The following is a 19,619-nucleotide window of genomic DNA, read 5'->3' on the forward strand; positions in this document are numbered from 1 at the left end:
AAAATAATGTTTAATATTGAATTTATAACAACCAATAAATAATGATAAACAACTTATTTTTCCGCATTTCTGCATAGCTGCAAAACCACAAGCCTAACCCCTACCCTCCATAAACCAAACAAGAAGAAACAAATTGTTAAGGAACCGGATCATGCCCATGTCCACCCCATGGATGACACCTACTTATCCTCTTTATCGTAAGCCATCCTCCTTTAAAAGGTCCATGCTTTTTGATAGCCTCTACCCCATATTGCGAACAAGTTGGAGTATATCTGCAGGAAGCCCCTAATATAGGCGATAAAAAATATTGATAAATCTTGATAAGCAGCAAGAAAAAAAAGGAAAATATATTTTTAATCAACCTAAGCATCTTTCAGTTGTTTAACCAGCATTTTTAGCATCTTTACCATTTTCTCTTCTAAAAAATGGTAATCTAAAATTTCTTTACCAACATAGTTGATAGAAAAAACAATCTTCTGATTATCCTCTACTAAGGCTTTATATAATAAATCTCCTTTATTTTTACGATAAGCCTCCCGTATGCGCCTTTTAATAAGGTTACGGTCTACACTATGCTTAAAGCGTTTTTTTGGGACACTAATAACTACTTGAGCTGGATATTTTTGGGTTAAATCCTCACTCTCTTTCCAAACAACACGAAAAGGATATAATAAAAAAGAAGAACTACTTGCAAAAAGAGAGTTTAACAACCTCTTGCTGCATAACCGTTCTTCTTTTTTAAAAGTATTGTCTTTTATTGCCATATCCGATCAATTAAAAAGTTATCGGATCCATCATCCTGAAGATAACGGAGCAATAAATTTATGCTTTGTGACGACGCTCGTCAGATACAGTTAATTTTTTTCTGCCTTTAGCTCTTCTAGACGCTAATACTCTTCTACCGTTTGCAGTAGCCATTCTTTCTCTGAAACCGTGTTTATTTCTTCTTTTTCTTTGAGAAGGCTGAAATGTTCTTTTCATGATTATATGTAATAATAATAAGTTCGCTCTAAAATTTAAGAGCGCAAATATAACCTTGTTTTTTTTAAATTCAAAGGCTACATAAAAAAAATACAGAAAAGTTCTCAACAAAAACCTATAATGAGAACTTTTCTGTAAAGTATTAGATTATTTATTCTTCAGAAGATCTCTGATTTCAGTCAATAAAACTTCTTCTTTAGTAGGTGCAGGTGCTACCTCAGGCGCTGGTTCCTCTTTACGCTTCATAGAGTTTAATCCTTTAATAACGCAAAAAATACAGAACGCAACAATTATAAACTGGATGACAACATTAATAAAATTTCCCAAATTAATAGAAACTTCCGGTGTGTTAGCAACTTGATCTGCAGCTTTCAGCACATATTTTATATCCGAAAAATCCACACCACCTGTTATGTAACCAATTGGAGGCATAATAACATCGTCTACCAATGAAGTAACGATTTTACCAAAAGCCCCACCGATTACAACACCGACAGCTAAATCTATAACGCTTCCGCGCATAGCGAACTCTTTAAACTCTTTTACAAATCCCATGTTTTTCTATAATTTTATTGTTATAATTTTTGATATAGAACCTAAAATAGCACATTTTGGTTTCAAAAATATAAAAATAATAAAAAATTATGCCTTATTGTTATATTAAGGGACATGTAGACCTTTCGCTACAGGATGGAATGATAGTAACAATCACATAAATATATTCCGAATACTTAATAATAAAAACAGCTCCAAAGCTCCCTCCAAAAGAAAGATTCAAGGCAAAGCCACAACACCTAAAACACACTCATCAATCTACCTAAAAAATACACTAAGCCCCCTTACTTATAGTCTGACTATAGCTTAGTTATAGCTATGTTATAGCCATGCACCAAAAAGTCTTATCTAAAAACTGCGTTTCCAGCGTTTAAATAGGGTATCAAATAAAGCTATTTCACCAAAGAAGTACACTAAGCTCAAATATAACAGAAACCTGAATCACCATTAATAACTCATACTTTTTATAAAAAACCGGCAAAGGCAGTAGAACTATTTTTTTCCTATAAAGGAAATTTATGGTATCCAAAACACAAAATCTCCCCGCAAAACAAACAGATGATTGATAAATTAAAGATTTACCAACATCCTTACTCCTCTCCCCTGCATCAAAAATCATTTAAATTCGTAGATTTAAACATGTTTACCCTTTATTTTGAAAAAAACAAAAGATGTTTTTATGAATAAATTGGTATAAAAACATTTAATCCTATAAATTGTAGCTTCTCAAAATGAGTGATAAGCTAAATTAAAACAAGCTCTAAGTATAATTAGACTATAGAAATCTACTCGTCTTTGCGTAACTTTGTGCTACATTAACTTTTATTTATGCTAAAACAGAATCTCCAACAGAAGCTCTTACAAAAATTATCTCCACAGCAGATACAATTTATCAAGTTGTTGCAGGTTCCAACTGTAGCTTTAGATACGAGGATAAAGGAGGAACTGGAAGAAAATCCTGCTCTTGAAGATATCAGTTTAACAGATATGAACGAAGTGGTAGAAGATTATCCGGACAAAGATCCTGATGATGACTTTACCCCTGATGAAAATGGAGATGATTTTGACGATTTTAATGTAGAAGATTATTTACAGGATGATAACCTGAATGATTTCTCTAACAGATACGATAATGACGATGAAGACGATAAAAAAGAACTTCCTATCGCTGTTTCCAATACTTTTTTCGAAAATCTGCAGGCACAATTAGATTTAGTACCATTAGCAGATAAGGAGTACATGATTGCCCAGCAGATTATTGGCAGTTTGGACGATGATGGTTATTTAAGACGCTCGATACCTTCTCTGGTGGACGATCTGGCTTTCTCGCAAAACGTAATAGCTGAAGACGAAGAGGCAGAAGAAATGCTAAAAGTTATCCAGGCATTTGATCCTCCGGGAATAGGTGCCCGTGATCTCCAAGAGTGCTTACTAATTCAATTAAGAAAAAAAGACGCTACCAATCCAACCGTAAAGAACGCAATAAACATCATCGAAAATTATTTGGATGAGTTTACCAAAAAACATTACGATAAACTGGAAAGATCTATTGGTCTGTCTCCTGAAGAATTAAAAGATGCCATTAACGAAATCTTGAAATTAAATCCTAAACCAGGAGATTCCGGAGCATCCAATACAAAACAGCTACAAATTATCCCGGATTTTCATATCTCTAAAAACGATAATATCCTTACCTTAACCTTAAATTCAAAAAACGCCCCTGAATTAAGAGTCAGTAAGTCTTATCAGGAAATGTTAGAGCATTACGAAAAATCTGCAGAAAAAGATAAAAAACTAAAAGAAGCAGTACATTTTGTTAAGCAAAAACTGGATTCTGCAAAATGGTTTATAGATGCGATTAAGCAAAGACAACAGACTTTGTTAAAAACCATGAACGCCATTATGCACTATCAATACGATTACTTTTTGGCTGATGGTGACGAAAGATACCTCAAGCCTATGATCTTAAAAGATATTGCAGACAAAATAGGAATGGATATATCTACCGTATCCAGAGTTGCCAACTCGAAATACGTACAAACTGAATTTGGCACCTACTTATTAAAATCATTCTTCTCCGAAGCTATTCAGACAGAAACCGGAGAAGAGGTATCTAATAAAGAAGTTAAAAGAATCCTGGAAGAATGTATTGGCCAGGAAAACAAGAAAAAGCCTTTAGCTGATGAAAAGTTAACGGAAATACTAAAAGATAAAGGCTATAACATAGCCAGACGTACTGTAGCTAAATACCGCGAGCAATTGGGTATTCCTGTTGCCAGACTAAGAAAAGAGCTATAAATAAAACTTTGATGGCCTTGAGAGAGTAAAAGCCATTTCAGAAAAAAAGCCGTTTTGAAACTAATTTCAAAACGGCTTTTTTTATATTCCGGAAATAAACTAACTATTAGCATTGCCTTCTTCCTCTCTACGTTTACTACGCAATTCCCTAAACATTTTTATCTTAACCGCAGCAAATGCCAATATTCCGTATACAACCAATAGAATTACCAAATGTCTCAGATATTCAGTAACCTGATATAATTCTGCATTCTGAAACAACATGAGCTTATGTGCGTTTAGAAATGGCGTCAGCGGAATAATATTAGCTAAAAACCTCACCCCTGCCGGCATCGCTTCTAAAGGCCAGGAATATCCTCCTATAATAAAAGCTGGTGTAGCCATCAACATCAGCACCTGAGTAGCTTTTAAAGAACTGGGTAATAAAGCACTTACTGTAACTCCTAAAAAAGATATAGAGCCCACAAACAAAGCTGTAGTAACCACATATTTCCCTAAGGGTGATGGAACAGGAGCTTTAAAAATAAAGTGGAACATGTAAAACATTCCCAATGTAAAAACAGTCAGAATCCAGAATGGCAATACTTTTACCATAATTGCAGTAAATGCAGATCTGGTTCTATTTAACAGTTCCGAATTAAAGGTTTTATTTTCGTATTCTCTGGAAAAACTCACAGCCAGTCCCAACAACAATACCTGTTGTAAAATAACTGCTAACACCCCGGGCCACATATAGCTTAGATAGTTACCAGACTCATTAAACAACCGGATATAGTTGACCTTAAAAGGTTCATATTGCGATGCCGCCTGAATATTGTTCTTTCCTGTTTTCTTTAACGATTGTATATCTATACCTGCATTAAACGTACCCAAAGTGGTTTGTACTCCTTGCGAGGCCATATTTGCTGTGAGCAGATTTGTAGTATTAATATAAGTATTAATCTCCGGATAGCGTTTTTGTAAAACCGAAGCTTCAAACCTTTCTGGAATAACCACCACTATTACAGCCTTGTACTTCAACAAATCATCATTTGTACCAATATTATCGTATTTAACCTCAACAACCTTAAGTTTTTCATTGTCGTTAAGCATATCAATAAGCTGGTTACTTAAAGGCGTATTATCCTGATCCACCACAATTACCGGTAAATCCTGAAGTTTTCCTTCGCTATATACAAAACCAAATATTACGGCGTATAAAACGGGTGCCAGTATAAATACAGACAATAACGTTGTATCTTTAAAGAAAAGCTTAAATTCTCTTTTTAGTAGAATAAGAAAGTTCTTCATCATTTTTATTCTAAAATAACTGTAGCATTAGCCAACAATTTATCCATATCCTTTTGCGTATCAGGCACAACCTTTATCTCGTAAATAGCTTCTTCTATCTGATAATTAGGATAAGCAGCGGTGATATCGGCGTACCGCGCCAATTGCTTTATAGTTTGTATACTCGCTTCTATTGTCTGTTTACTATAGGGAACATATACTTTTAATTTTTGCCCTTTTTGATAGGTACCTATTTTGCTTTCCGGTATAGTAAACCTAAAATAAGTAGACTCTGGCTGATATCCGTTAAACAAAGGAAATCCGGCTGTTGCCAGTTCGCCAACACTTAATGATATTGTTTCAATTTCCATATCATTGGTAGCTATTATATATTTCTCTGACAAAGCCACTTCTACCTCTTGCAATACCCCCAAAGCCTGATCTGCCTGTCCTTGTGCTGCAGTTCTGGTTTCAACCCTAACACCTTTGGTAGCTTCGTTTAGCTCTGCATTAACAGCATCCAGCTGAGCCTTGGCACCTTGATGTTTTGCTGTAATTTCATCAAATGCCTGGGGCGTCATCATGCTGTCTGCAAACATAGCCTGCGCTCTGTCAAAAGATTTCTTTGCAAAATTATATTGTTCCTGTATACCGGATTGCTTGGCTCTTAATTGCTTCAGTTGATTATCTGTAGCTCCACGGTTTGCCATATCTCTTTGCGCACCACTGGCTTTTACAGCGCCTTTAACCTGCGATAATTTAGCATCTACTTCCGGTACGTCTAATCTTGCCAGGGTATCCCCTTTTTTTACAAAATCACCTTCTTTAACATAAATTTCCAATATTCTTCCGGTTACTTTTGGAGCAAAAGCAATGGTCGATTTTTTCACCTTGCCCTCTACTACCTGGTGTGGCGAGTTTGGCGTACATGATGTTATAAAGGCGCCTAACACAAAAAATGTTAATACTTTTTTAAGCGTATGCATATAATGATGTTTTTGTAATAATGTTATTGAATAGATTGTACGGTTAAATCTCCCGTTGATTTTAATAATTCTATGGAGCTTCTTCGCTGATTAAATACTGCCTGATAGTAATCCAAAGAAGAAGATTGATAATCTGTTTGTGCACCAATAAGATCGCTGGCTTTCACCAATCCCATTTTAAACTCCTTCTCGGCAACATCAAATGCACCTTTAGCCACCTGCATCTGTTTTTGTTTCACCTTAATCTCTGCATTAGAGTTTTCGTAATCTGTGGTATTCTTAATCAGGTTTAAAGCCAGTAATTCCTCTGCTTCTGTTTTTTCATTAACGGCTTTCTGTACTTCTATTTTAGCTTGTTGTACATCTCTTTTTCCTTTTAAACCATCAAAAATATCCCACTTAAAACCAACACCTAAAACAAGGCTTGGGGCTATTTCAATTTTATCAGCTCTAAACTCTGGCTTGCCTATTAAAGGCAATTCATTTTTACCTGTTATCTTAGTATCAAAAAGATTCAGATAACCTAAAGAAGCTGCCGCCTGAACTTTTGGAACCCACCACGTTTGAGATGCTTTCACCTTATGTTTATAAGCCTCAATACCTGAATTCAATGCTTTTAGCTCCGCCCGGTTATCTATGGTATTATTATTCTTTACCTGACTAAATGGCTTAAGATCATTGTTAATCATACTGAGTCTTTCCATAGGAATATGAGTTAACTTATGCAATTGGTGTAACAGCAAATTTCTTTTTCCATCATACTCCTGCATTTTGGATTCTAACTGTGCTTTGGCTACTTCTATTTTCTGAAAATCATATTTAGTAATCAAACCATAATTTAAGGCTTTTGTTGCTGTCTTTAGATTAATATCCAATCTTTTTTGACTTTCATCTAAAACCAGTTTTACCTGACTCAACAAAGCGATTTGATCGTATGCTTTACTGATTTCTCCAATAATATCCTGTTCGTTTTTTTCTAAAAGGACCTCCTGTGCTTTGTTCTTCTCATCTATAGCTTTCTTCAACGCAGGTACTTTACCTCCCGAAAATAGCACAGACGACACATTCAAATCTGCTTTAAACAGGTTACTTCTTGAATCTAGACCTGTATTAATTTCAGGAATAGGAATATGCAAAACAGGTGTAGCTGTTGCTGGCAAGGTAAGGTTACTTGAGCTGGATAAATATGCATATTTACCTCCTATATCTGCATTGGGTAAATAAACTTCGCCCAATCTCTTTCTATCTATTTTCCCAATTTCTATATCCAGCTTTTTATTAGCAAGCCCGTAATCATAAACCAGAGCACTATCTACTAACTCCTGAAAAGTAGGGGCTTGTTGTGCCAACAAAGATTTTGAAGAACAGGTTAATACTAACAATAAAAATTTACTTAAAGTTTTCATCCAAATGAATTTATGCCCACAAAAGTCTTAAAAAATATGCTACTATCTTTTGATAAAAATCAAAATAAAAAATTTAACACCTGTTTTTTAATTAAAAGAATAACATAAAATCACTTATACTGTTTTTATGTTTTTTGTGTTGCGTTTTCAATGGTAAGAATCTATTAGGTAATTTCAGAAATTTACCACCACCTATTTTTTTGCCCTTATTCTGCTTAGAGTTTCTTGTGTTATTCCTAAATAAGAAGCTATATATCCTAAAGATGCCCTTTGTAAAATTTCGGGATCTTGCGTTATCAAGGTATCATATCTCTGTTGAGCTGTTTGAAACTGAAGCGCTATCACTCTGGACGAAACGATCAGCAAAAAATATTGAAGAACGTGACTTTTCATGCGTTCCAAAATAGGGTATCTGTTTAATAAGTCTTCAAGATCCGAAAACTGGATATAATAAAGGTTAACTTCTTCTAACGTTTCTATAGAATAACGCGATGGCTTTTGGTCAAAGAAGCTTTCGGCAATAGTCATAAAGTCGCCTTCTTTATAAAAGTTGTAAGTAAGATCTTTACCATTTTCATTGATATAATAGGTTCTGCATAGTCCTTCTTCAATAAAAAACATACATGTTGCCACGTTTCCATATTCGTGGATGCAATGGTTTTTTGGAAAACTCTTCTTCTTAAAGCTCTCTTTAATGCTGTTTTCCAGCTCTTCGTTTATATTTAATATTTCTCTAATTGCAGCTATAAACTTCATCAATAAAATTAATCAAGTATCAAACATAATAAAAAGGGCACATAATACTGTTTTAACCACTAAAAAAGCTTTGATATAGAAAATTTTATCAATAAAGTAGCTTTACTATCCCGGCAATATTATATTTGCGTTATTATGGCAAAAAATAACGACGAAATTTTTAAGAATGTAATTTCACACGCCAAAGAATATGGCTTTGTATTTCAATCTAGCGAGATATATGACGGTCTGAGTGCTGTTTATGATTATGGACAGTTAGGAGCCGAATTAAAGAATAACATTAAACAATATTGGTGGAAATCTATGGTGCAGCTAAACGAGAATATCGTTGGAATAGACTCTGCTATATTTATGCACCCTAAAATATGGAAAGCCAGTGGTCACGTAGATGGTTTTAACGACCCTATGATTGACAATAAGGACTCCAAAAAACGCTACAGAGCAGACCAATTACTAGAAGACAAAATAGCCCGTTACGAAAAGGACGGAAAAACAGATAAGGCTAATGATCTTCAAAAAGAAATGGATCTGGCATTAAATGACGATAATTTACCTCGTTTAAAAGAACTGATTATTGACCACGAAATTGTGTGTCCCGTATCTGGAACAAGAAACTGGACAGACGTTCGTCAATTTAATCTGATGTTCTCTACCCAAATGGGCGCAATGGCCGAAGGTTCTGACGAGGTTTATTTACGTCCGGAAACTGCACAGGGTATTTTTGTCAACTTCCTGAACGTTCAAAAATCAGGAAGGATGAAAATTCCTTTTGGTATTGCTCAAATTGGTAAAGCGTTCAGAAACGAAGTTATCGCCCGTCAATTTATCATGCGTATGCGTGAATTTGAACAAATGGAGCTTCAATTTTTTGTAAAACCAGGCACAGAAATGGAATGGTACAACAAATGGAAAGAAAGCCGTTTAAAATGGCATTTGGCTTTGGGTACAAACCCGGCAAAATACCGTTTTCACGACCATACTAAATTAGCACACTATGCTAATGCCGCAGTGGATATAGAATACGAATTCCCTTTTGGTTTTAAAGAAGTCGAAGGTATTCACTCCAGAACAGATTTCGACCTTAAACAACATCAGGAATTTTCCGGAAAGAAAATGCAGTTTTTTGATCCTGAAATTAACCAAAGCTATGTTCCTTACGTAGTAGAAACTTCTATAGGGGTTGACAGGTTCTTCTTATTAACTTTAATAAATGCTTACGAAGAGCAGGATTTAAGTACCGAAGATAAAAAGGATTCCAGAACGGTTTTACGTTTACACCCTGTTTTAGCTCCTTACAAAGCGGCAATATTGCCTTTAACCAAAAAAGATGGATTGCCTGAGAAAGCGCGTGAGATAATGAATAGCCTGAAGCTGGACTTCAACATAACTTATGATGAAAAAGATTCTATCGGTAAACGCTACAGAAGACAGGATGCTATTGGAACACCTTTCTGTATTACGGTAGATCATCAATCTTTAGAAGACAATACAGTTACCATCAGACATAGAGACAGTATGGAGCAGGAACGTGTAGCCATTGCTGACTTAGATAGAATTATAGCTAATTTAGTGAGCTGGAAAAATGTACTGACAAAATAAATAGCTAAACTTCAAAACGATACCGGGAAGCTGTCCGAAAGACAAGAAATCTTATCGGGGCGTATTAAAAATACCTTGTCATCCCTACCACAACGGAGGGATCTCTTTCAAAAGTACTTAGTGAAGGGATTTCTCTTCGCTATACTCATCGAAATGACAACGTTTTTATTTTTGATATAGCGCCAAGGATAACAATAGTTTTTCAGACAGCTTCTTGTATTTATATTCCTTTTACCTCAGAAGTACCTTTGCAAAAGCCCCCACTTGCTTTAATTGAAATTCCAATTCCTTAGTCCAGGGTAAACCAAAACAAAGTCTTATACAATTTTGATATTGATTTTGCAGGCTAAACATCCTACCTGGTGCAATAACAATCTGTCGTTTCAACGCATAATTATATAATTTTATAGTATCCATCTCTTTCGCAAATTCCACCCATAAAACCAACCCACCCTGCGGTCGGCTTATTTTAGTGTCTGCTGGAAAATATTCGGCTATAATACGGGCATAATGTCTATAGTTTTCTTGTAAAGTATGCCGAAGAAGACGAAGATGCTTTTCATACTTCCCTGTCATCAGAAAATTCCCTACAGCTTCATGAACTACAGATGTACATGATATAAAATGCAAAAGTTTTTGTTTTAATACCTGCTCCCTATATTTTCCCGGAGCAACCCACCCTACTCTATAACCCGGAGCTAAAGTTTTAGATACAGAACTACACCACAAAACATTCCCTTCTGTATCATAAGATTTACAGCACTTCGGTCGTTCAGCTCCAAAATGTAGATCTCCATAAACATCATCTTCAATAATAGGGATATTGTGTTCAGTCAATAATTTTACCAGCTGTTTTTTATGCTCATTAGGAGTACAATACCCCAATGGCGTATTAAAATTAGGAACCAATAGGCACACTTTTATTTTATGTAGCACCTTTTTTAAGGCCTCTATCTCGATGCCTGTCACCGGATGAGTAGCCACTTCTATCACTTGTAACCCTAATCCCACAACAAGTTGCAATATACCAGGATAGCAAGGGCTCTCTAAAGCAACCGTATCGCCAGGTCGGGTGGTAGCCATTAAACATAAAGACAAAGCACTCATTCCTCCATTGGTAGTTATCAGATCCTCTTCATTCAAATTACCTTCCCATGCCAAAGAACGAACAGCAATCATTCTTCTCAACTTAGCATTGCCTTCTAACGGTTCATATTCGGTTCCTCCTTCCCTTAATGTACGACTGGCTTGTATAATTTCTTTTTTGAGCCTGGCCTGAGGCAATAGGTTTCCCGATGGTATTCCAATAGAGAAAAGAGTTTTTTCTCCATGCCCCATATTAGAGTAAACACTACCGATCAACTCACTGGGTTCTACATTTGTTATATCTGGTAAAGGTCTGCTGGCCTCAGGCAAAGGAAGATCTGCAAATCTTAATGGGCTCACAAAATAACCCGATTGTGGCTTAGACTGCAACAAAGATTGAGATTCCAATTGCAGAAACACCCTTTTAGCGGTATTCATACTTATACCATGTTCTTTACTCAACATTCTTACAGAAGGTAGCCTCTCTCCTGTTTTAAAAACACCCTGCCTGATTTTATCCGCAATATTGTTGGCAATCTCTTGGTATAGAAAATCTTTCTTCATATCACAAATATAACTGTATCCATTTAAAAATAGCAAACTGTAACTGTATCCTCACAAATCAACAACTTAATTTTACACCCAGATTTTAATATTGAAAAAATGGATAATATTCTATCAAAAGAATACAAAACGAGTGGTTGGCTTAACGGTTTTATTGGAGTGGTATTATTCAGTGGTTCTTTACCAGCAACCAGAATAGCAGTTTTAGACCTCAATCCTATTTTTGTAACTGCTGCACGTGGTGGAATTGCAGGGATTCTTGCACTTATAACTTTATTTATTTTTAAAGAAAACCGTCCCAAACCACAACAGTTTATTTCCCTAACCATTGTTGCTTTAGGTGTAGTCATTGGTTTTCCTTTACTTAGCGCATTAGCATTACAATATATTACATCGGCACACTCTATTGTATTCTTAGGTATTTTACCATTAACAACAGCTATTTTTGGTATAATACGAGGTAATGAACATCCCAAGCCCATATTCTGGCTATTTTCTATTATAGGTAGCACCCTCGTTATTGGATATGCCTGCGCTCAGGGGCTTTCTGCTTCTCCTTTAGGCGATATACTGATGCTTGGAGCTATTATCCTATGTGGATTAGGTTATGCCGAGGGAGCTAAACTATCTAAATCTTTAGGTGGTTGGCAGGTTATTTCCTGGGCATTGGTACTTTCTTTACCGGCTACACTGCCGCTTACTTTTTTCTTTCTTCCTCCCTCATTTGAAAACATCGGCATCCAAACCTGGTTGGGGCTTGCCTATGTATCACTTTTCAGCATGTTTATTGCTTTCATATTTTGGTATAAAGGATTGGCACAAGGTGGTATTGCTTCTATTGGACAATTACAGTTATTACAGCCATTTTTCGGATTGGCATTAGCAGCAACCCTGCTTAACGAAAATGTTAGCGCAGGTATGCTGGCCGTTACCATTGGGGTTATATTATGTGTTGCCGGAACCAAAAAATTCGCTCGTTAAAACAGCTTTAATTATTTTCAGGTAAAAAAAGGGTATACTTAAAGATATGGTTTCCTTTAAACTGGAAATTACGGATTTACAGAACAGAAAAAATTAAATCAAAACAAAACCGGGATAGAAATAAAAAACATATCAGAGAACATTTAGCAAGAAATGGCAGTACTACAGATAAAAATCTGGCAGACTACATCAAAATAAAATTATAACACTTAAATAACAACGTAAATAATACATGCTAATGTCCGCTCTTAATCTTTGATTTTATAGATATTATCCTACTTTTGCACACTGTTTAGAAAAAGTGTGAGTAAGCTATTAAGATACGGAATCATCGTCCTGTTATTTTTTATCCAGATCTTGTTTTTATTGACCATGTTCAAAGAAAACACACATTCCTATTTGCTGCTTATCTTTATTTCATCTTTGCTCATCCTTACTTTTTATACTTACCGCAAAGCACAGTTGCATGATATGGTACATGCATACGAATCTTATAAGGTAGCTGTTTGGGTTCCTGTTGGAGCAGTATTTTCCTATTATCTAAACCACACAATGGGCTTAGGTCCTGTATTAGCCGCCTCCGTTGTAGGTGCAATAGCATCTTTTATTCCGAATATGAATACCAACTCTGCTTACCTCAAAAAACTACCCCCAGCTGTTTATTGTGGTGCGTTTATAGGAATGTCAAATACTCAAATTGCAAATGGCTTTACATTTATTTTAACCGCCAGTTTTTTTACAGCTGTATTTTTGGTAATATCCAAAAGCGTATTAAATGGTATTGGTGGAAAATTAGGCACACTGGCATTTTTGGGAGTTGCCCTTACTTATTTTCTAATATTTTTATTAGGCTGATGGAAAGTGCCATTCTAATATTAACAGGCTGTTTAAGTGCTATGCTTACCTTCTTTGTAAATATAAGATTAAACCAGGGACCTGTACGATCTTCTGCGCTGTTAACCTTATTAGTTACCGCTTTATTACACCTTTTTCCAGACCTGCTCTCACCATACCTTACAACAAACATTCCCTACGTTTTTATTGGAGCATCCTTTATTGGTATGGTTTCCGCACAACAAATGTCTACCTATATGGGCATTGCACTATCCGGAATTATTTTCACCCTCATTTATCTTAACACTAGTCTTTTTTTTACCGGATACGGTGGTTCATTAGGCACTTCGGCATGTATCTCTTTATTGGTCATACTCAGCATCCCCTACTTTAAGTCAAAAAGAAAACTCACCGTAGGCTTATTACAGCTTAGAAAGTTCATTATTAAAGGTAAACGCCGTAAAACAAACCAGTAAATAAGTGCAGTATTATTTTTTCACCATTACTCTAAGGGACTAGTCGTTTATCACCAAGAAAACTTTTCAACCTCTTACGTATAATCATCTCCTGAAAACGCAGGGGAATAATATAATCCAGATATAGCAATAAAATATTTGCCCAACCGGGAACTATATGTCTTTTTTTCTCAAACATTCCTTTAACCGCCATTCTGGCCACTTTATCAGGATCAAGAATAGTGAGTCTGGCAAAACCTGTCAACTGTTGGTTTTGCTCCAATAATTCAGGACGGGTATTAATCCCTCCCGGACTCAACAAGCTCACAGAAATATTAGTATGCGCCATTTCCAGCCTTAAACAATTTGTAAAATAGCTAATGAATGATTTTGTAGCTCCATAAACTTGCTTTTTAGGTACTATAAAACGAGCTGCTAAACTACCTACATTCAGGATGTAGCTTTGCAATTCAGATCTGTTTTCCAGAAACATTCTGGTCAAACATACTGTATTGGTAATATTCAAATCTATCTGCATTTTATAAAAATGCAGACTTTTATCACTAAACCAGTCCCAATTCCCTAATCCGGCATTATTAACCAATATATTTGGAACCATATCATGTTCACTTACACGATTAAAAATAAAGTCGACAGCATCCATCTGGGTCAAATCGGCTTCTATACAGAGTACCTTTACGGTAAAATTGCGCTCCAGAAAGTTACCCAAATACAACAAACCAGATTGAGGTAATGCAACCAAAATCAGATCTGTTCCTTGTTTAACCAGCTCCAATGCTATCGCTTTACCCAATCCCTGACTGGCACCTGTTATAATTGCTGTATGTTTTTCCATTGATTGTTGATAATAAAATCTACCGTTGTTTTCATTCCCTCTTTAAAAGGAGTTATTTTATAATCCAGATAATCTATAGCTTTCTGACTGCTGTACTTTTGGTTGTATTTTAATCGTTCCGCAAACTCAGGTAAAATTTGAGGTTCGGTACCAAATATATTTGTCTTTACACTTTGCAATCTACCATACCACTCTACCAGGGATATAGGGATTTCATAAAGCTTGTGCCTAACACCGCTTATATCCGTCAAGGTATCAAAAAACTGTTTAAATGACACATCATCTCCTCCCAGAATAAACTTCTCGCTTTGTTCTATTTTTTTCATAGCAGCAACATGCCCCTCCACCACATCATCAACAAAAACATAATTTGCTATTGACATTCCTTTCCCTGGAACAAATTTCCATTTCCCACGGATATAAGCATCTATCATTCTGCTAACCGTATTGCTTCCCGTAATAGGTCCATCGCCATATACACGCGATGGTCTTAGGGTTACAATTGCTAAATCATCAGAAAATTTATCAGCTTCTAATTCCGCTAAATATTTGGTACGTTCATACTCAATAGGAAACCCCACTATCCTGGGGTCATTCTCTGTCATAGGCGAATGCAATGTAGGCCCCAATACGCCACAACTGGAAGTATAGATTAATTTAGAAACTTGATGATGTATTGCCGCCAGACATACATTCCGTGTTCCCACAACGTTAACATCATAAAAATCTCTTTTATTTTTACTCCACATTTTAGCCAGTGCTGCCGTATGAAAAACCACTTTACAATCTTTCATAGCTGCTTTTAACGATTCCAGATCAAGAATATCTCCTTTTATTATTTCAATATTCGGGTGCAGTATAAGTTGGCTTGAATTACGGCAAAATGCGATAACATGATAACCTTCCTGCGCCAGTCTAAAGCTCAGCTTACGTCCAATAAATCCCGATGCTCCGGTTACTAATATTCTTTCCTGCATAGCTTTACGACATCAATTTCATATGAATTGTATAAAAAGTTTGATGGTGTTCCACCTCCACACATCTTCCCTCTTTAAAAGTATAGATATTGTAATTACCGTCAGGAAGGTTTACCTGATAGCGGCTATTACTCAGTTTTTTTATCTCTAATAAACACTGAAAGTTATCAGCATACACCCATTTTTCATCAATAGGTTCCGATACATACAATAACATCAGGTTATAGGTTATAGCATGATCCAGCTGCGATTTCTCTTCCCTATAACTCACTTCGTATTGGGTGGGGCTGATAAATCTCGTTATTTTGGTATCTTTCTTATTGTTATTTATTTGACGCTCTATTTTAGATAGCTGTAACCTACCATCTTTAAAATAAGACTGATCTTCTGAACGTACTTGAAGATTAAAAACAAAACGAGTTTCTACCTGAGTATGAAATTTAAGAAAGAGTTTTTCTCCATCCCTGTTTTCTGTAAAAACCATCTTGCCTATTGGCTTTCCCTTAAAACTAATTTGGAAGGTATTGGGGCTTGCAAATAAGTTACTTGCTCCTAAACAGCAAATAACAAAAAACATAGCCTTTTTTACTGTTTTTTTCTTTTTAACCAGTCTTCCCGTTCGCGAAATGCAATACTTTCTAAAAAGCCATAGCATAAGTGTTGGTATCATAATCTGTTGTTTTATATATCTAATACAACCCAATCAGATTTTACCCTTAGCCCTTAAGACGTTTTATTTATGGATAAGAAATAATAGAGCATAGAATAGCTAGAAATAACTTACATCAGAAATAACATCTATTATAGTGCTGCGTTAAAATTATTTCAACATATTGTGCATATATGAATATCAGAAAAATAAAACCAGAAGATGCTCCCGTTATTGTTGATTTACTGGAACAACTAGGCTACCCAAACACATCCTCATTTATTGACGATAAAATCAAACTCTTGTTAAGCAATCAAAACGAATATTGTATGGTAGCAGAAGATCAGTTCAACTACGTAATAGCCTTTATTTCTATACATATTATACCTCAAATTGCCCTGCAAGGTGATTTCGCAAGAATAAGCTATTTTGCTGTCGACGAAAAACAAAGAGGTAAAGGTCTTGGAAAAATACTGGAAGAATACTGTACACAAATTGCCAGAGAAAGAAACTGCGATCGTATAGAACTGCACTCGCACAGCAGACGTGAAAAAGCACATAAATTCTATTTTAGACAAGGTTATACCGATTCCCCTAAATATTTAGTTAAAAAGCTTTAAAATATGCTAAATACCCATTTATGAGTATTGACAGAGCAAGCGGACTTAATTAGTTTGGATGTGATTTTAAAAGCTATAACTCAATGAACCCATACACGCTTCGCAATGAAGATTTTATTGATCGTGTTGATGTAATTTGCCCCAAATGTCAGTCCAGAGCATTAGTTACAGGAGGAAAACCTCACGGCTCCGTAGCAGAACAGGAAACCCATGTTAAATTTACTTGCGTAACCTGTGGATATGCTTTATTCTATAAAAACACACCCTCTTTTGCTATTTACAAAAACAGCAGCCATACAGAAAAAAAATTACGTCCAATTTTTCTTAATAGCCCCTGCGACCCTTTCTTTGCATTCAATTTATGGTATAAAACAGACACAACATTTGGTGTAATTTGGGCATACAATCTTAAACATCTGCTGATAATAGAAGATTACATTGCTGACAAATTACGTGAGCGCCATAATGTTGATATGCAAAACAATAGTATTGCCAGTAGATTACCTCAATGGATAAAAAGTGCAAAAAACAGATCCTACCTTTTAAAAATTATTCACAAGCTAAAACAACATGCATAATCCTCTTATTTTGAAATAGTTTAAGAGCCTCTTTAAATTTATATCGTATTTTTAATGCCAATACTCTAAAACAATAAATAACATGAAGGCAGAATATACCGATGTAAACAGTTATATCTCATCCTTTGATCAGGATACACAGCAGATTTTAACAAAAATCAGGAATATCATTAAAACTTCTGCCCCTCAGGCAGAAGAATCTATATCTTACGGTATGCCCGCCTATAAAACATTTAAAAAGCCGTTGATTTATTTTGCAGCATTTAAATCTCATATCGGTTTTTATGCCACACCATCCGGACACGGTCACTTTGCTAAACAATTATCCTCGTATAAACAAGGGAAAGGTTCTGTACAATTCCCCGTCAATCAGCCCATCCCCTATCAATTGATAGAGGAAATCGTTTTATTCAGAGTTCAGGAGAACAAAACCAAATACGCAAAATAACACCCTGCTTTTACCAACATGATTGCTATACAACAATTGGATATTAAAAAACTAAAGCAGGACGATCCTCTACCTTTTCACCTCCTGCTTCTTGCCGACGAAACAAAGGAAGCTATCGAAAAATACATTTACAGTTCTTTGGTTTTTACAGCCTCCATTGCTCAGAATCCAGATTGCCCCATTGCAGTTTGGGTACTGTACAAAAAATCACCAAAAATCGTCGAGCTTAAAAACATAGCTATTCTACCCCAATATCAAAATAAAGGACTAGGTACGGTCATCCTTCATAAGATCAAAGCTGACATGAAACAACTAAATTATCAGGAATTGTGGGTAGGAACCGGTGACCATAGCATACAACAGCTTAATTTCTATCGTAAAAACGGATTTAAAGATAGAGGAACTATCCAAAATTTCTTTACCGATAATTATCCTTATCCTATTATTGAAAATGGAAAAGCTTTAAAAGACATGATCCTCCTCAGTCAGCAGCTCTGACAGCAATTATTAGAAGAGCACAAAAACTTTTGAACTAACAAAATTGTTTCTTAAATTGATTAACGATGATAGGATATCCCTATTATGTAGAACGATATAAAAAACACCATGTCTAATATTGGATTAATTATAGAAGAAAGAGCCGCAGATATAGGTAATTTCATGGTTGGCAGACTATTGCCCTTCAGACAAAAACGTTCAGTGGGTCCTTTTGTATTTATAGATCACATGGGGCCGGCATTCTTAAAAGACTATCAAAATCTGGATGTACCGCCACATCCCCATATTGGCTTATCTACCCTAACCTATCTTTTTGAAGGAGCTATTATGCATCGGGATAGTTTAGGTAATGCGCTGGAAATACAGCCTGGCGCAGTAAACTGGATGACTGCAGGGAAAGGCGTCACTCACTCTGAAAGAACCCCCGACTATTTAAGATCTACAGATAAAAAACTTCACGGTTTGCAAATCTGGGTAGCTTTACCAAAAGAACTGGAACAAATAGAACCTATTTTTCAACATATAGAAGCAGATGATATTCCTGCCTGGGAAGAGAACGGAGTACATTTCAAACTGATTGCCGGAGAAGCATTAGGAAAAAAATCACCTGTAGCAGTATATTCCGACCTTTATTTTTTAGAAATCAAAACCGGCAATCAGGCACAAATAAATATTGGTGAGCACCTTTTTGGAGAAAGCGCTTTATATATACTCGAAGGTTCTATTGAAGATGCAGGCACCAATTTTGGTCCAAAACAGATACTTATTGCCAAAGACGCTAAACTATGTTCTTTTAAAATGGCAGCAAATTCTACCATTTACATTTTTGGAGGAAACCCTTTTCCCGAGGAGCACTATATATTCTGGAACTTTGTAAGCTCCGATAAAGAACGATTACAACAAGCCAAAGAATTATGGAAAGCCAAAGGTTTCCCAAAAGTTATTGGAGATGATGGCTATGTACCTCTCCCCGATTTTTATCAGTAAAATTACGAGGTATAGGATGATAAAATTTTAGATAAATATCATCAATGAATCTTATTACAATTTATCTAAAACCATTCGGGATATTCCTTCGAAATATCCCGAATTTTTTAAAAAGAATCTGATCAACCGTAGGGAGTGTAAAACAAACTGTGTCACTGGATCAATTACCGCCCCGCAGGGCGGTAATTGATCCATTTTGTTTACTGCAAATCTAACATCATTCTTCCCGGAAACCA

At 35.7% G+C, this 19,619-nt stretch carries 23 protein-coding genes; 10 read left to right on the forward strand and 13 right to left on the reverse strand.

The annotated features are described in order from the left end of the window. Window positions 1-136: 136 nt before the first annotated feature. The 4 genes from yidD to mscL form a co-directional block, all read right to left on the reverse strand. Window positions 137-370 (reverse strand): membrane protein insertion efficiency factor YidD, encoded by a 234-nt coding sequence (gene yidD, locus ACFSAH_RS16360; protein ID WP_379663815.1) that lies wholly within the window; start codon window positions 368-370, stop codon window positions 137-139. Further along, the gene (locus tag ACFSAH_RS16365; protein ID WP_379663816.1) at window positions 363-764 is read right to left on the reverse strand and encodes a ribonuclease P protein component; all 402 of its coding nucleotides are present in this window, start codon (window positions 762-764) and stop codon (window positions 363-365) included. Before ACFSAH_RS16365 ends, yidD begins: the two co-directional genes overlap by 8 nt. Window positions 765-822: 58 nt before the next feature. Next, window positions 823-981: a 50S ribosomal protein L34 gene (rpmH, locus tag ACFSAH_RS16370; protein ID WP_041387836.1), complete on the reverse strand. Its 159-nt coding sequence runs from the start codon at window positions 979-981 to the stop codon at window positions 823-825. 147 nt (window positions 982-1,128) lie between these two features. Then, window positions 1,129-1,536: a large-conductance mechanosensitive channel protein MscL gene (mscL, locus tag ACFSAH_RS16375; protein WP_379663817.1), complete on the reverse strand. Its 408-nt coding sequence runs from the start codon at window positions 1,534-1,536 to the stop codon at window positions 1,129-1,131. Between the two features lie 828 nt (window positions 1,537-2,364). Here mscL and rpoN point away from each other — a divergent pair. Continuing rightward, window positions 2,365-3,834 carry an RNA polymerase factor sigma-54 gene (gene rpoN, locus ACFSAH_RS16380; protein WP_379663818.1) on the forward strand — a complete coding sequence of 490 codons (1,470 nt, stop codon included), beginning with the start codon at window positions 2,365-2,367 and terminating at the stop codon, window positions 3,832-3,834. Window positions 3,835-3,933: 99 nt separating this feature from the next. Here rpoN and ACFSAH_RS16385 read toward each other — a convergent pair whose 3' ends face one another. From ACFSAH_RS16385 to ACFSAH_RS16400, 4 genes are all read right to left on the reverse strand, one after another. Further along, window positions 3,934-5,127: an ABC transporter permease gene (locus ACFSAH_RS16385; RefSeq protein WP_379663819.1), complete on the reverse strand. Its 1,194-nt coding sequence runs from the start codon at window positions 5,125-5,127 to the stop codon at window positions 3,934-3,936. Between the two features lie 2 nt (window positions 5,128-5,129). Next, a complete protein-coding gene (locus ACFSAH_RS16390) occupies window positions 5,130-6,089 on the reverse strand; it encodes an HlyD family secretion protein (RefSeq protein ID WP_379663820.1) in 960 nt (319 codons plus the stop codon). A gap of 23 nt (window positions 6,090-6,112) precedes the next feature. After that, window positions 6,113-7,495, reverse strand: coding sequence for a TolC family protein (locus ACFSAH_RS16395; protein WP_379663821.1), 1,383 nt, complete (start codon window positions 7,493-7,495; stop codon window positions 6,113-6,115). Between the two features lie 192 nt (window positions 7,496-7,687). Beyond that, window positions 7,688-8,251, reverse strand: coding sequence for a Crp/Fnr family transcriptional regulator (locus tag ACFSAH_RS16400; protein WP_379663822.1), 564 nt, complete (start codon window positions 8,249-8,251; stop codon window positions 7,688-7,690). A gap of 135 nt (window positions 8,252-8,386) precedes the next feature. Between ACFSAH_RS16400 and ACFSAH_RS16405 the strand changes: the two genes are divergently transcribed. Continuing rightward, window positions 8,387-9,850, forward strand: a complete 1,464-nt coding sequence (locus ACFSAH_RS16405; RefSeq protein WP_379663823.1) for a glycine--tRNA ligase — start codon at window positions 8,387-8,389, stop codon at window positions 9,848-9,850. Between the two features lie 231 nt (window positions 9,851-10,081). Here ACFSAH_RS16405 and ACFSAH_RS16410 read toward each other — a convergent pair whose 3' ends face one another. Beyond that, entirely contained in the window at window positions 10,082-11,500 is a 1,419-nt protein-coding gene (locus ACFSAH_RS16410; RefSeq protein WP_379663824.1) for an aminotransferase-like domain-containing protein, read from the reverse strand. Window positions 11,501-11,599: 99 nt separating this feature from the next. On the opposite strand from ACFSAH_RS16410, the gene ACFSAH_RS16415 reads away from it, so the two are divergent. The 3 genes from ACFSAH_RS16415 to ACFSAH_RS16425 all read left to right on the forward strand — a co-directional run bounded on the left by ACFSAH_RS16415 (window position 11,600) and on the right by ACFSAH_RS16425 (window position 13,791). Further along, complete coding sequence (locus ACFSAH_RS16415; protein WP_379663825.1) at window positions 11,600-12,481, forward strand: DMT family transporter; 882 nt, start codon at window positions 11,600-11,602, stop codon at window positions 12,479-12,481. 303 nt (window positions 12,482-12,784) lie between these two features. Next, window positions 12,785-13,336 carry a hypothetical protein gene (locus tag ACFSAH_RS16420; protein ID WP_379663826.1) on the forward strand — a complete coding sequence of 184 codons (552 nt, stop codon included), beginning with the start codon at window positions 12,785-12,787 and terminating at the stop codon, window positions 13,334-13,336. Beyond that, the gene (locus tag ACFSAH_RS16425) at window positions 13,336-13,791 is read left to right on the forward strand and encodes a hypothetical protein (protein ID WP_379663827.1); all 456 of its coding nucleotides are present in this window, start codon (window positions 13,336-13,338) and stop codon (window positions 13,789-13,791) included. Before ACFSAH_RS16420 ends, ACFSAH_RS16425 begins: the two co-directional genes overlap by 1 nt. A 31-nt stretch (window positions 13,792-13,822) precedes the next feature. Here the strand turns inward: ACFSAH_RS16425 and ACFSAH_RS16430 are convergent, their stop codons facing one another. From ACFSAH_RS16430 to ACFSAH_RS16440, 3 genes are read right to left on the reverse strand one after another with little or no spacing between them, the layout of a single operon-like run. Next, window positions 13,823-14,626 (reverse strand): SDR family NAD(P)-dependent oxidoreductase, encoded by an 804-nt coding sequence (locus tag ACFSAH_RS16430; protein WP_379663828.1) that lies wholly within the window; start codon window positions 14,624-14,626, stop codon window positions 13,823-13,825. Then, window positions 14,602-15,603: an SDR family NAD(P)-dependent oxidoreductase gene (locus ACFSAH_RS16435; protein ID WP_379663829.1), complete on the reverse strand. Its 1,002-nt coding sequence runs from the start codon at window positions 15,601-15,603 to the stop codon at window positions 14,602-14,604. The genes ACFSAH_RS16430 and ACFSAH_RS16435 overlap by 25 nt, the downstream gene beginning before the upstream one ends. A gap of 4 nt (window positions 15,604-15,607) precedes the next feature. After that, complete coding sequence (locus ACFSAH_RS16440) at window positions 15,608-16,273, reverse strand: DUF6134 family protein (protein WP_379663830.1); 666 nt, start codon at window positions 16,271-16,273, stop codon at window positions 15,608-15,610. Window positions 16,274-16,446: 173 nt separating this feature from the next. Between ACFSAH_RS16440 and ACFSAH_RS16445 the strand changes: the two genes are divergently transcribed. The 5 genes from ACFSAH_RS16445 to ACFSAH_RS16465 all read left to right on the forward strand — a co-directional run bounded on the left by ACFSAH_RS16445 (window position 16,447) and on the right by ACFSAH_RS16465 (window position 19,383). Next, complete coding sequence (locus tag ACFSAH_RS16445) at window positions 16,447-16,872, forward strand: GNAT family N-acetyltransferase (protein WP_379663831.1); 426 nt, start codon at window positions 16,447-16,449, stop codon at window positions 16,870-16,872. An 83-nt stretch (window positions 16,873-16,955) separates the two neighbouring features. After that, window positions 16,956-17,450: a hypothetical protein gene (locus ACFSAH_RS16450; RefSeq protein WP_379663832.1), complete on the forward strand. Its 495-nt coding sequence runs from the start codon at window positions 16,956-16,958 to the stop codon at window positions 17,448-17,450. Between the two features lie 82 nt (window positions 17,451-17,532). After that, on the forward strand, window positions 17,533-17,898 hold the full coding sequence (locus tag ACFSAH_RS16455) for an iron chaperone (protein ID WP_379663833.1): 366 nt from the start codon (window positions 17,533-17,535) through the stop codon (window positions 17,896-17,898). 18 nt (window positions 17,899-17,916) lie between these two features. Beyond that, complete coding sequence (locus tag ACFSAH_RS16460) at window positions 17,917-18,396, forward strand: GNAT family N-acetyltransferase (RefSeq protein WP_379663834.1); 480 nt, start codon at window positions 17,917-17,919, stop codon at window positions 18,394-18,396. Between the two features lie 108 nt (window positions 18,397-18,504). Continuing rightward, the gene (locus ACFSAH_RS16465) at window positions 18,505-19,383 is read left to right on the forward strand and encodes a pirin family protein (protein WP_379663835.1); all 879 of its coding nucleotides are present in this window, start codon (window positions 18,505-18,507) and stop codon (window positions 19,381-19,383) included. Window positions 19,384-19,437: 54 nt separating this feature from the next. Here ACFSAH_RS16465 and ACFSAH_RS16470 read toward each other — a convergent pair. Next, on the reverse strand, window positions 19,438-19,619 hold a 182-nt coding region (locus ACFSAH_RS16470; protein ID WP_379663836.1), incomplete at its 5' end, for a hypothetical protein.

Origin of the sequence: Pseudopedobacter beijingensis, from assembly GCF_042678145.1 — a bacterium.
Classification (GTDB): domain Bacteria; phylum Bacteroidota; class Bacteroidia; order Sphingobacteriales; family Sphingobacteriaceae; genus Pseudopedobacter; species Pseudopedobacter beijingensis.

Excerpts from the sequence above, each read along its gene's own strand:
- yidD (WP_379663815.1), bottom strand. The coding sequence starts at position 370 with ATGCTTAGGTTGATTAAAAATATATTTTCCTTTTTTTTCTTGCTGCTT.
- ACFSAH_RS16365 (WP_379663816.1), bottom strand. The coding sequence starts at position 764 with ATGGCAATAAAAGACAATACTTTTAAAAAAGAAGAACGGTTATGCAGC.
- rpmH (WP_041387836.1), bottom strand. The coding sequence starts at position 981 with ATGAAAAGAACATTTCAGCCTTCTCAAAGAAAAAGAAGAAATAAACAC.
- mscL (WP_379663817.1), bottom strand. The coding sequence starts at position 1,536 with ATGGGATTTGTAAAAGAGTTTAAAGAGTTCGCTATGCGCGGAAGCGTT.
- rpoN (WP_379663818.1), top strand. The coding sequence starts at position 2,365 with ATGCTAAAACAGAATCTCCAACAGAAGCTCTTACAAAAATTATCTCCA.
- ACFSAH_RS16385 (WP_379663819.1), bottom strand. The coding sequence starts at position 5,127 with ATGATGAAGAACTTTCTTATTCTACTAAAAAGAGAATTTAAGCTTTTC.
- ACFSAH_RS16390 (WP_379663820.1), bottom strand. The coding sequence starts at position 6,089 with ATGCATACGCTTAAAAAAGTATTAACATTTTTTGTGTTAGGCGCCTTT.
- ACFSAH_RS16395 (WP_379663821.1), bottom strand. The coding sequence starts at position 7,495 with ATGAAAACTTTAAGTAAATTTTTATTGTTAGTATTAACCTGTTCTTCA.
- ACFSAH_RS16400 (WP_379663822.1), bottom strand. The coding sequence starts at position 8,251 with ATGAAGTTTATAGCTGCAATTAGAGAAATATTAAATATAAACGAAGAG.
- ACFSAH_RS16405 (WP_379663823.1), top strand. The coding sequence starts at position 8,387 with ATGGCAAAAAATAACGACGAAATTTTTAAGAATGTAATTTCACACGCC.
- ACFSAH_RS16410 (WP_379663824.1), bottom strand. The coding sequence starts at position 11,500 with ATGAAGAAAGATTTTCTATACCAAGAGATTGCCAACAATATTGCGGAT.
- ACFSAH_RS16415 (WP_379663825.1), top strand. The coding sequence starts at position 11,600 with ATGGATAATATTCTATCAAAAGAATACAAAACGAGTGGTTGGCTTAAC.
- ACFSAH_RS16425 (WP_379663827.1), top strand. The coding sequence starts at position 13,336 with ATGGAAAGTGCCATTCTAATATTAACAGGCTGTTTAAGTGCTATGCTT.
- ACFSAH_RS16430 (WP_379663828.1), bottom strand. The coding sequence starts at position 14,626 with ATGGAAAAACATACAGCAATTATAACAGGTGCCAGTCAGGGATTGGGT.
- ACFSAH_RS16435 (WP_379663829.1), bottom strand. The coding sequence starts at position 15,603 with ATGCAGGAAAGAATATTAGTAACCGGAGCATCGGGATTTATTGGACGT.
- ACFSAH_RS16440 (WP_379663830.1), bottom strand. The coding sequence starts at position 16,273 with ATGATACCAACACTTATGCTATGGCTTTTTAGAAAGTATTGCATTTCG.
- ACFSAH_RS16445 (WP_379663831.1), top strand. The coding sequence starts at position 16,447 with ATGAATATCAGAAAAATAAAACCAGAAGATGCTCCCGTTATTGTTGAT.
- ACFSAH_RS16450 (WP_379663832.1), top strand. The coding sequence starts at position 16,956 with ATGAACCCATACACGCTTCGCAATGAAGATTTTATTGATCGTGTTGAT.
- ACFSAH_RS16455 (WP_379663833.1), top strand. The coding sequence starts at position 17,533 with ATGAAGGCAGAATATACCGATGTAAACAGTTATATCTCATCCTTTGAT.
- ACFSAH_RS16460 (WP_379663834.1), top strand. The coding sequence starts at position 17,917 with ATGATTGCTATACAACAATTGGATATTAAAAAACTAAAGCAGGACGAT.
- ACFSAH_RS16465 (WP_379663835.1), top strand. The coding sequence starts at position 18,505 with ATGTCTAATATTGGATTAATTATAGAAGAAAGAGCCGCAGATATAGGT.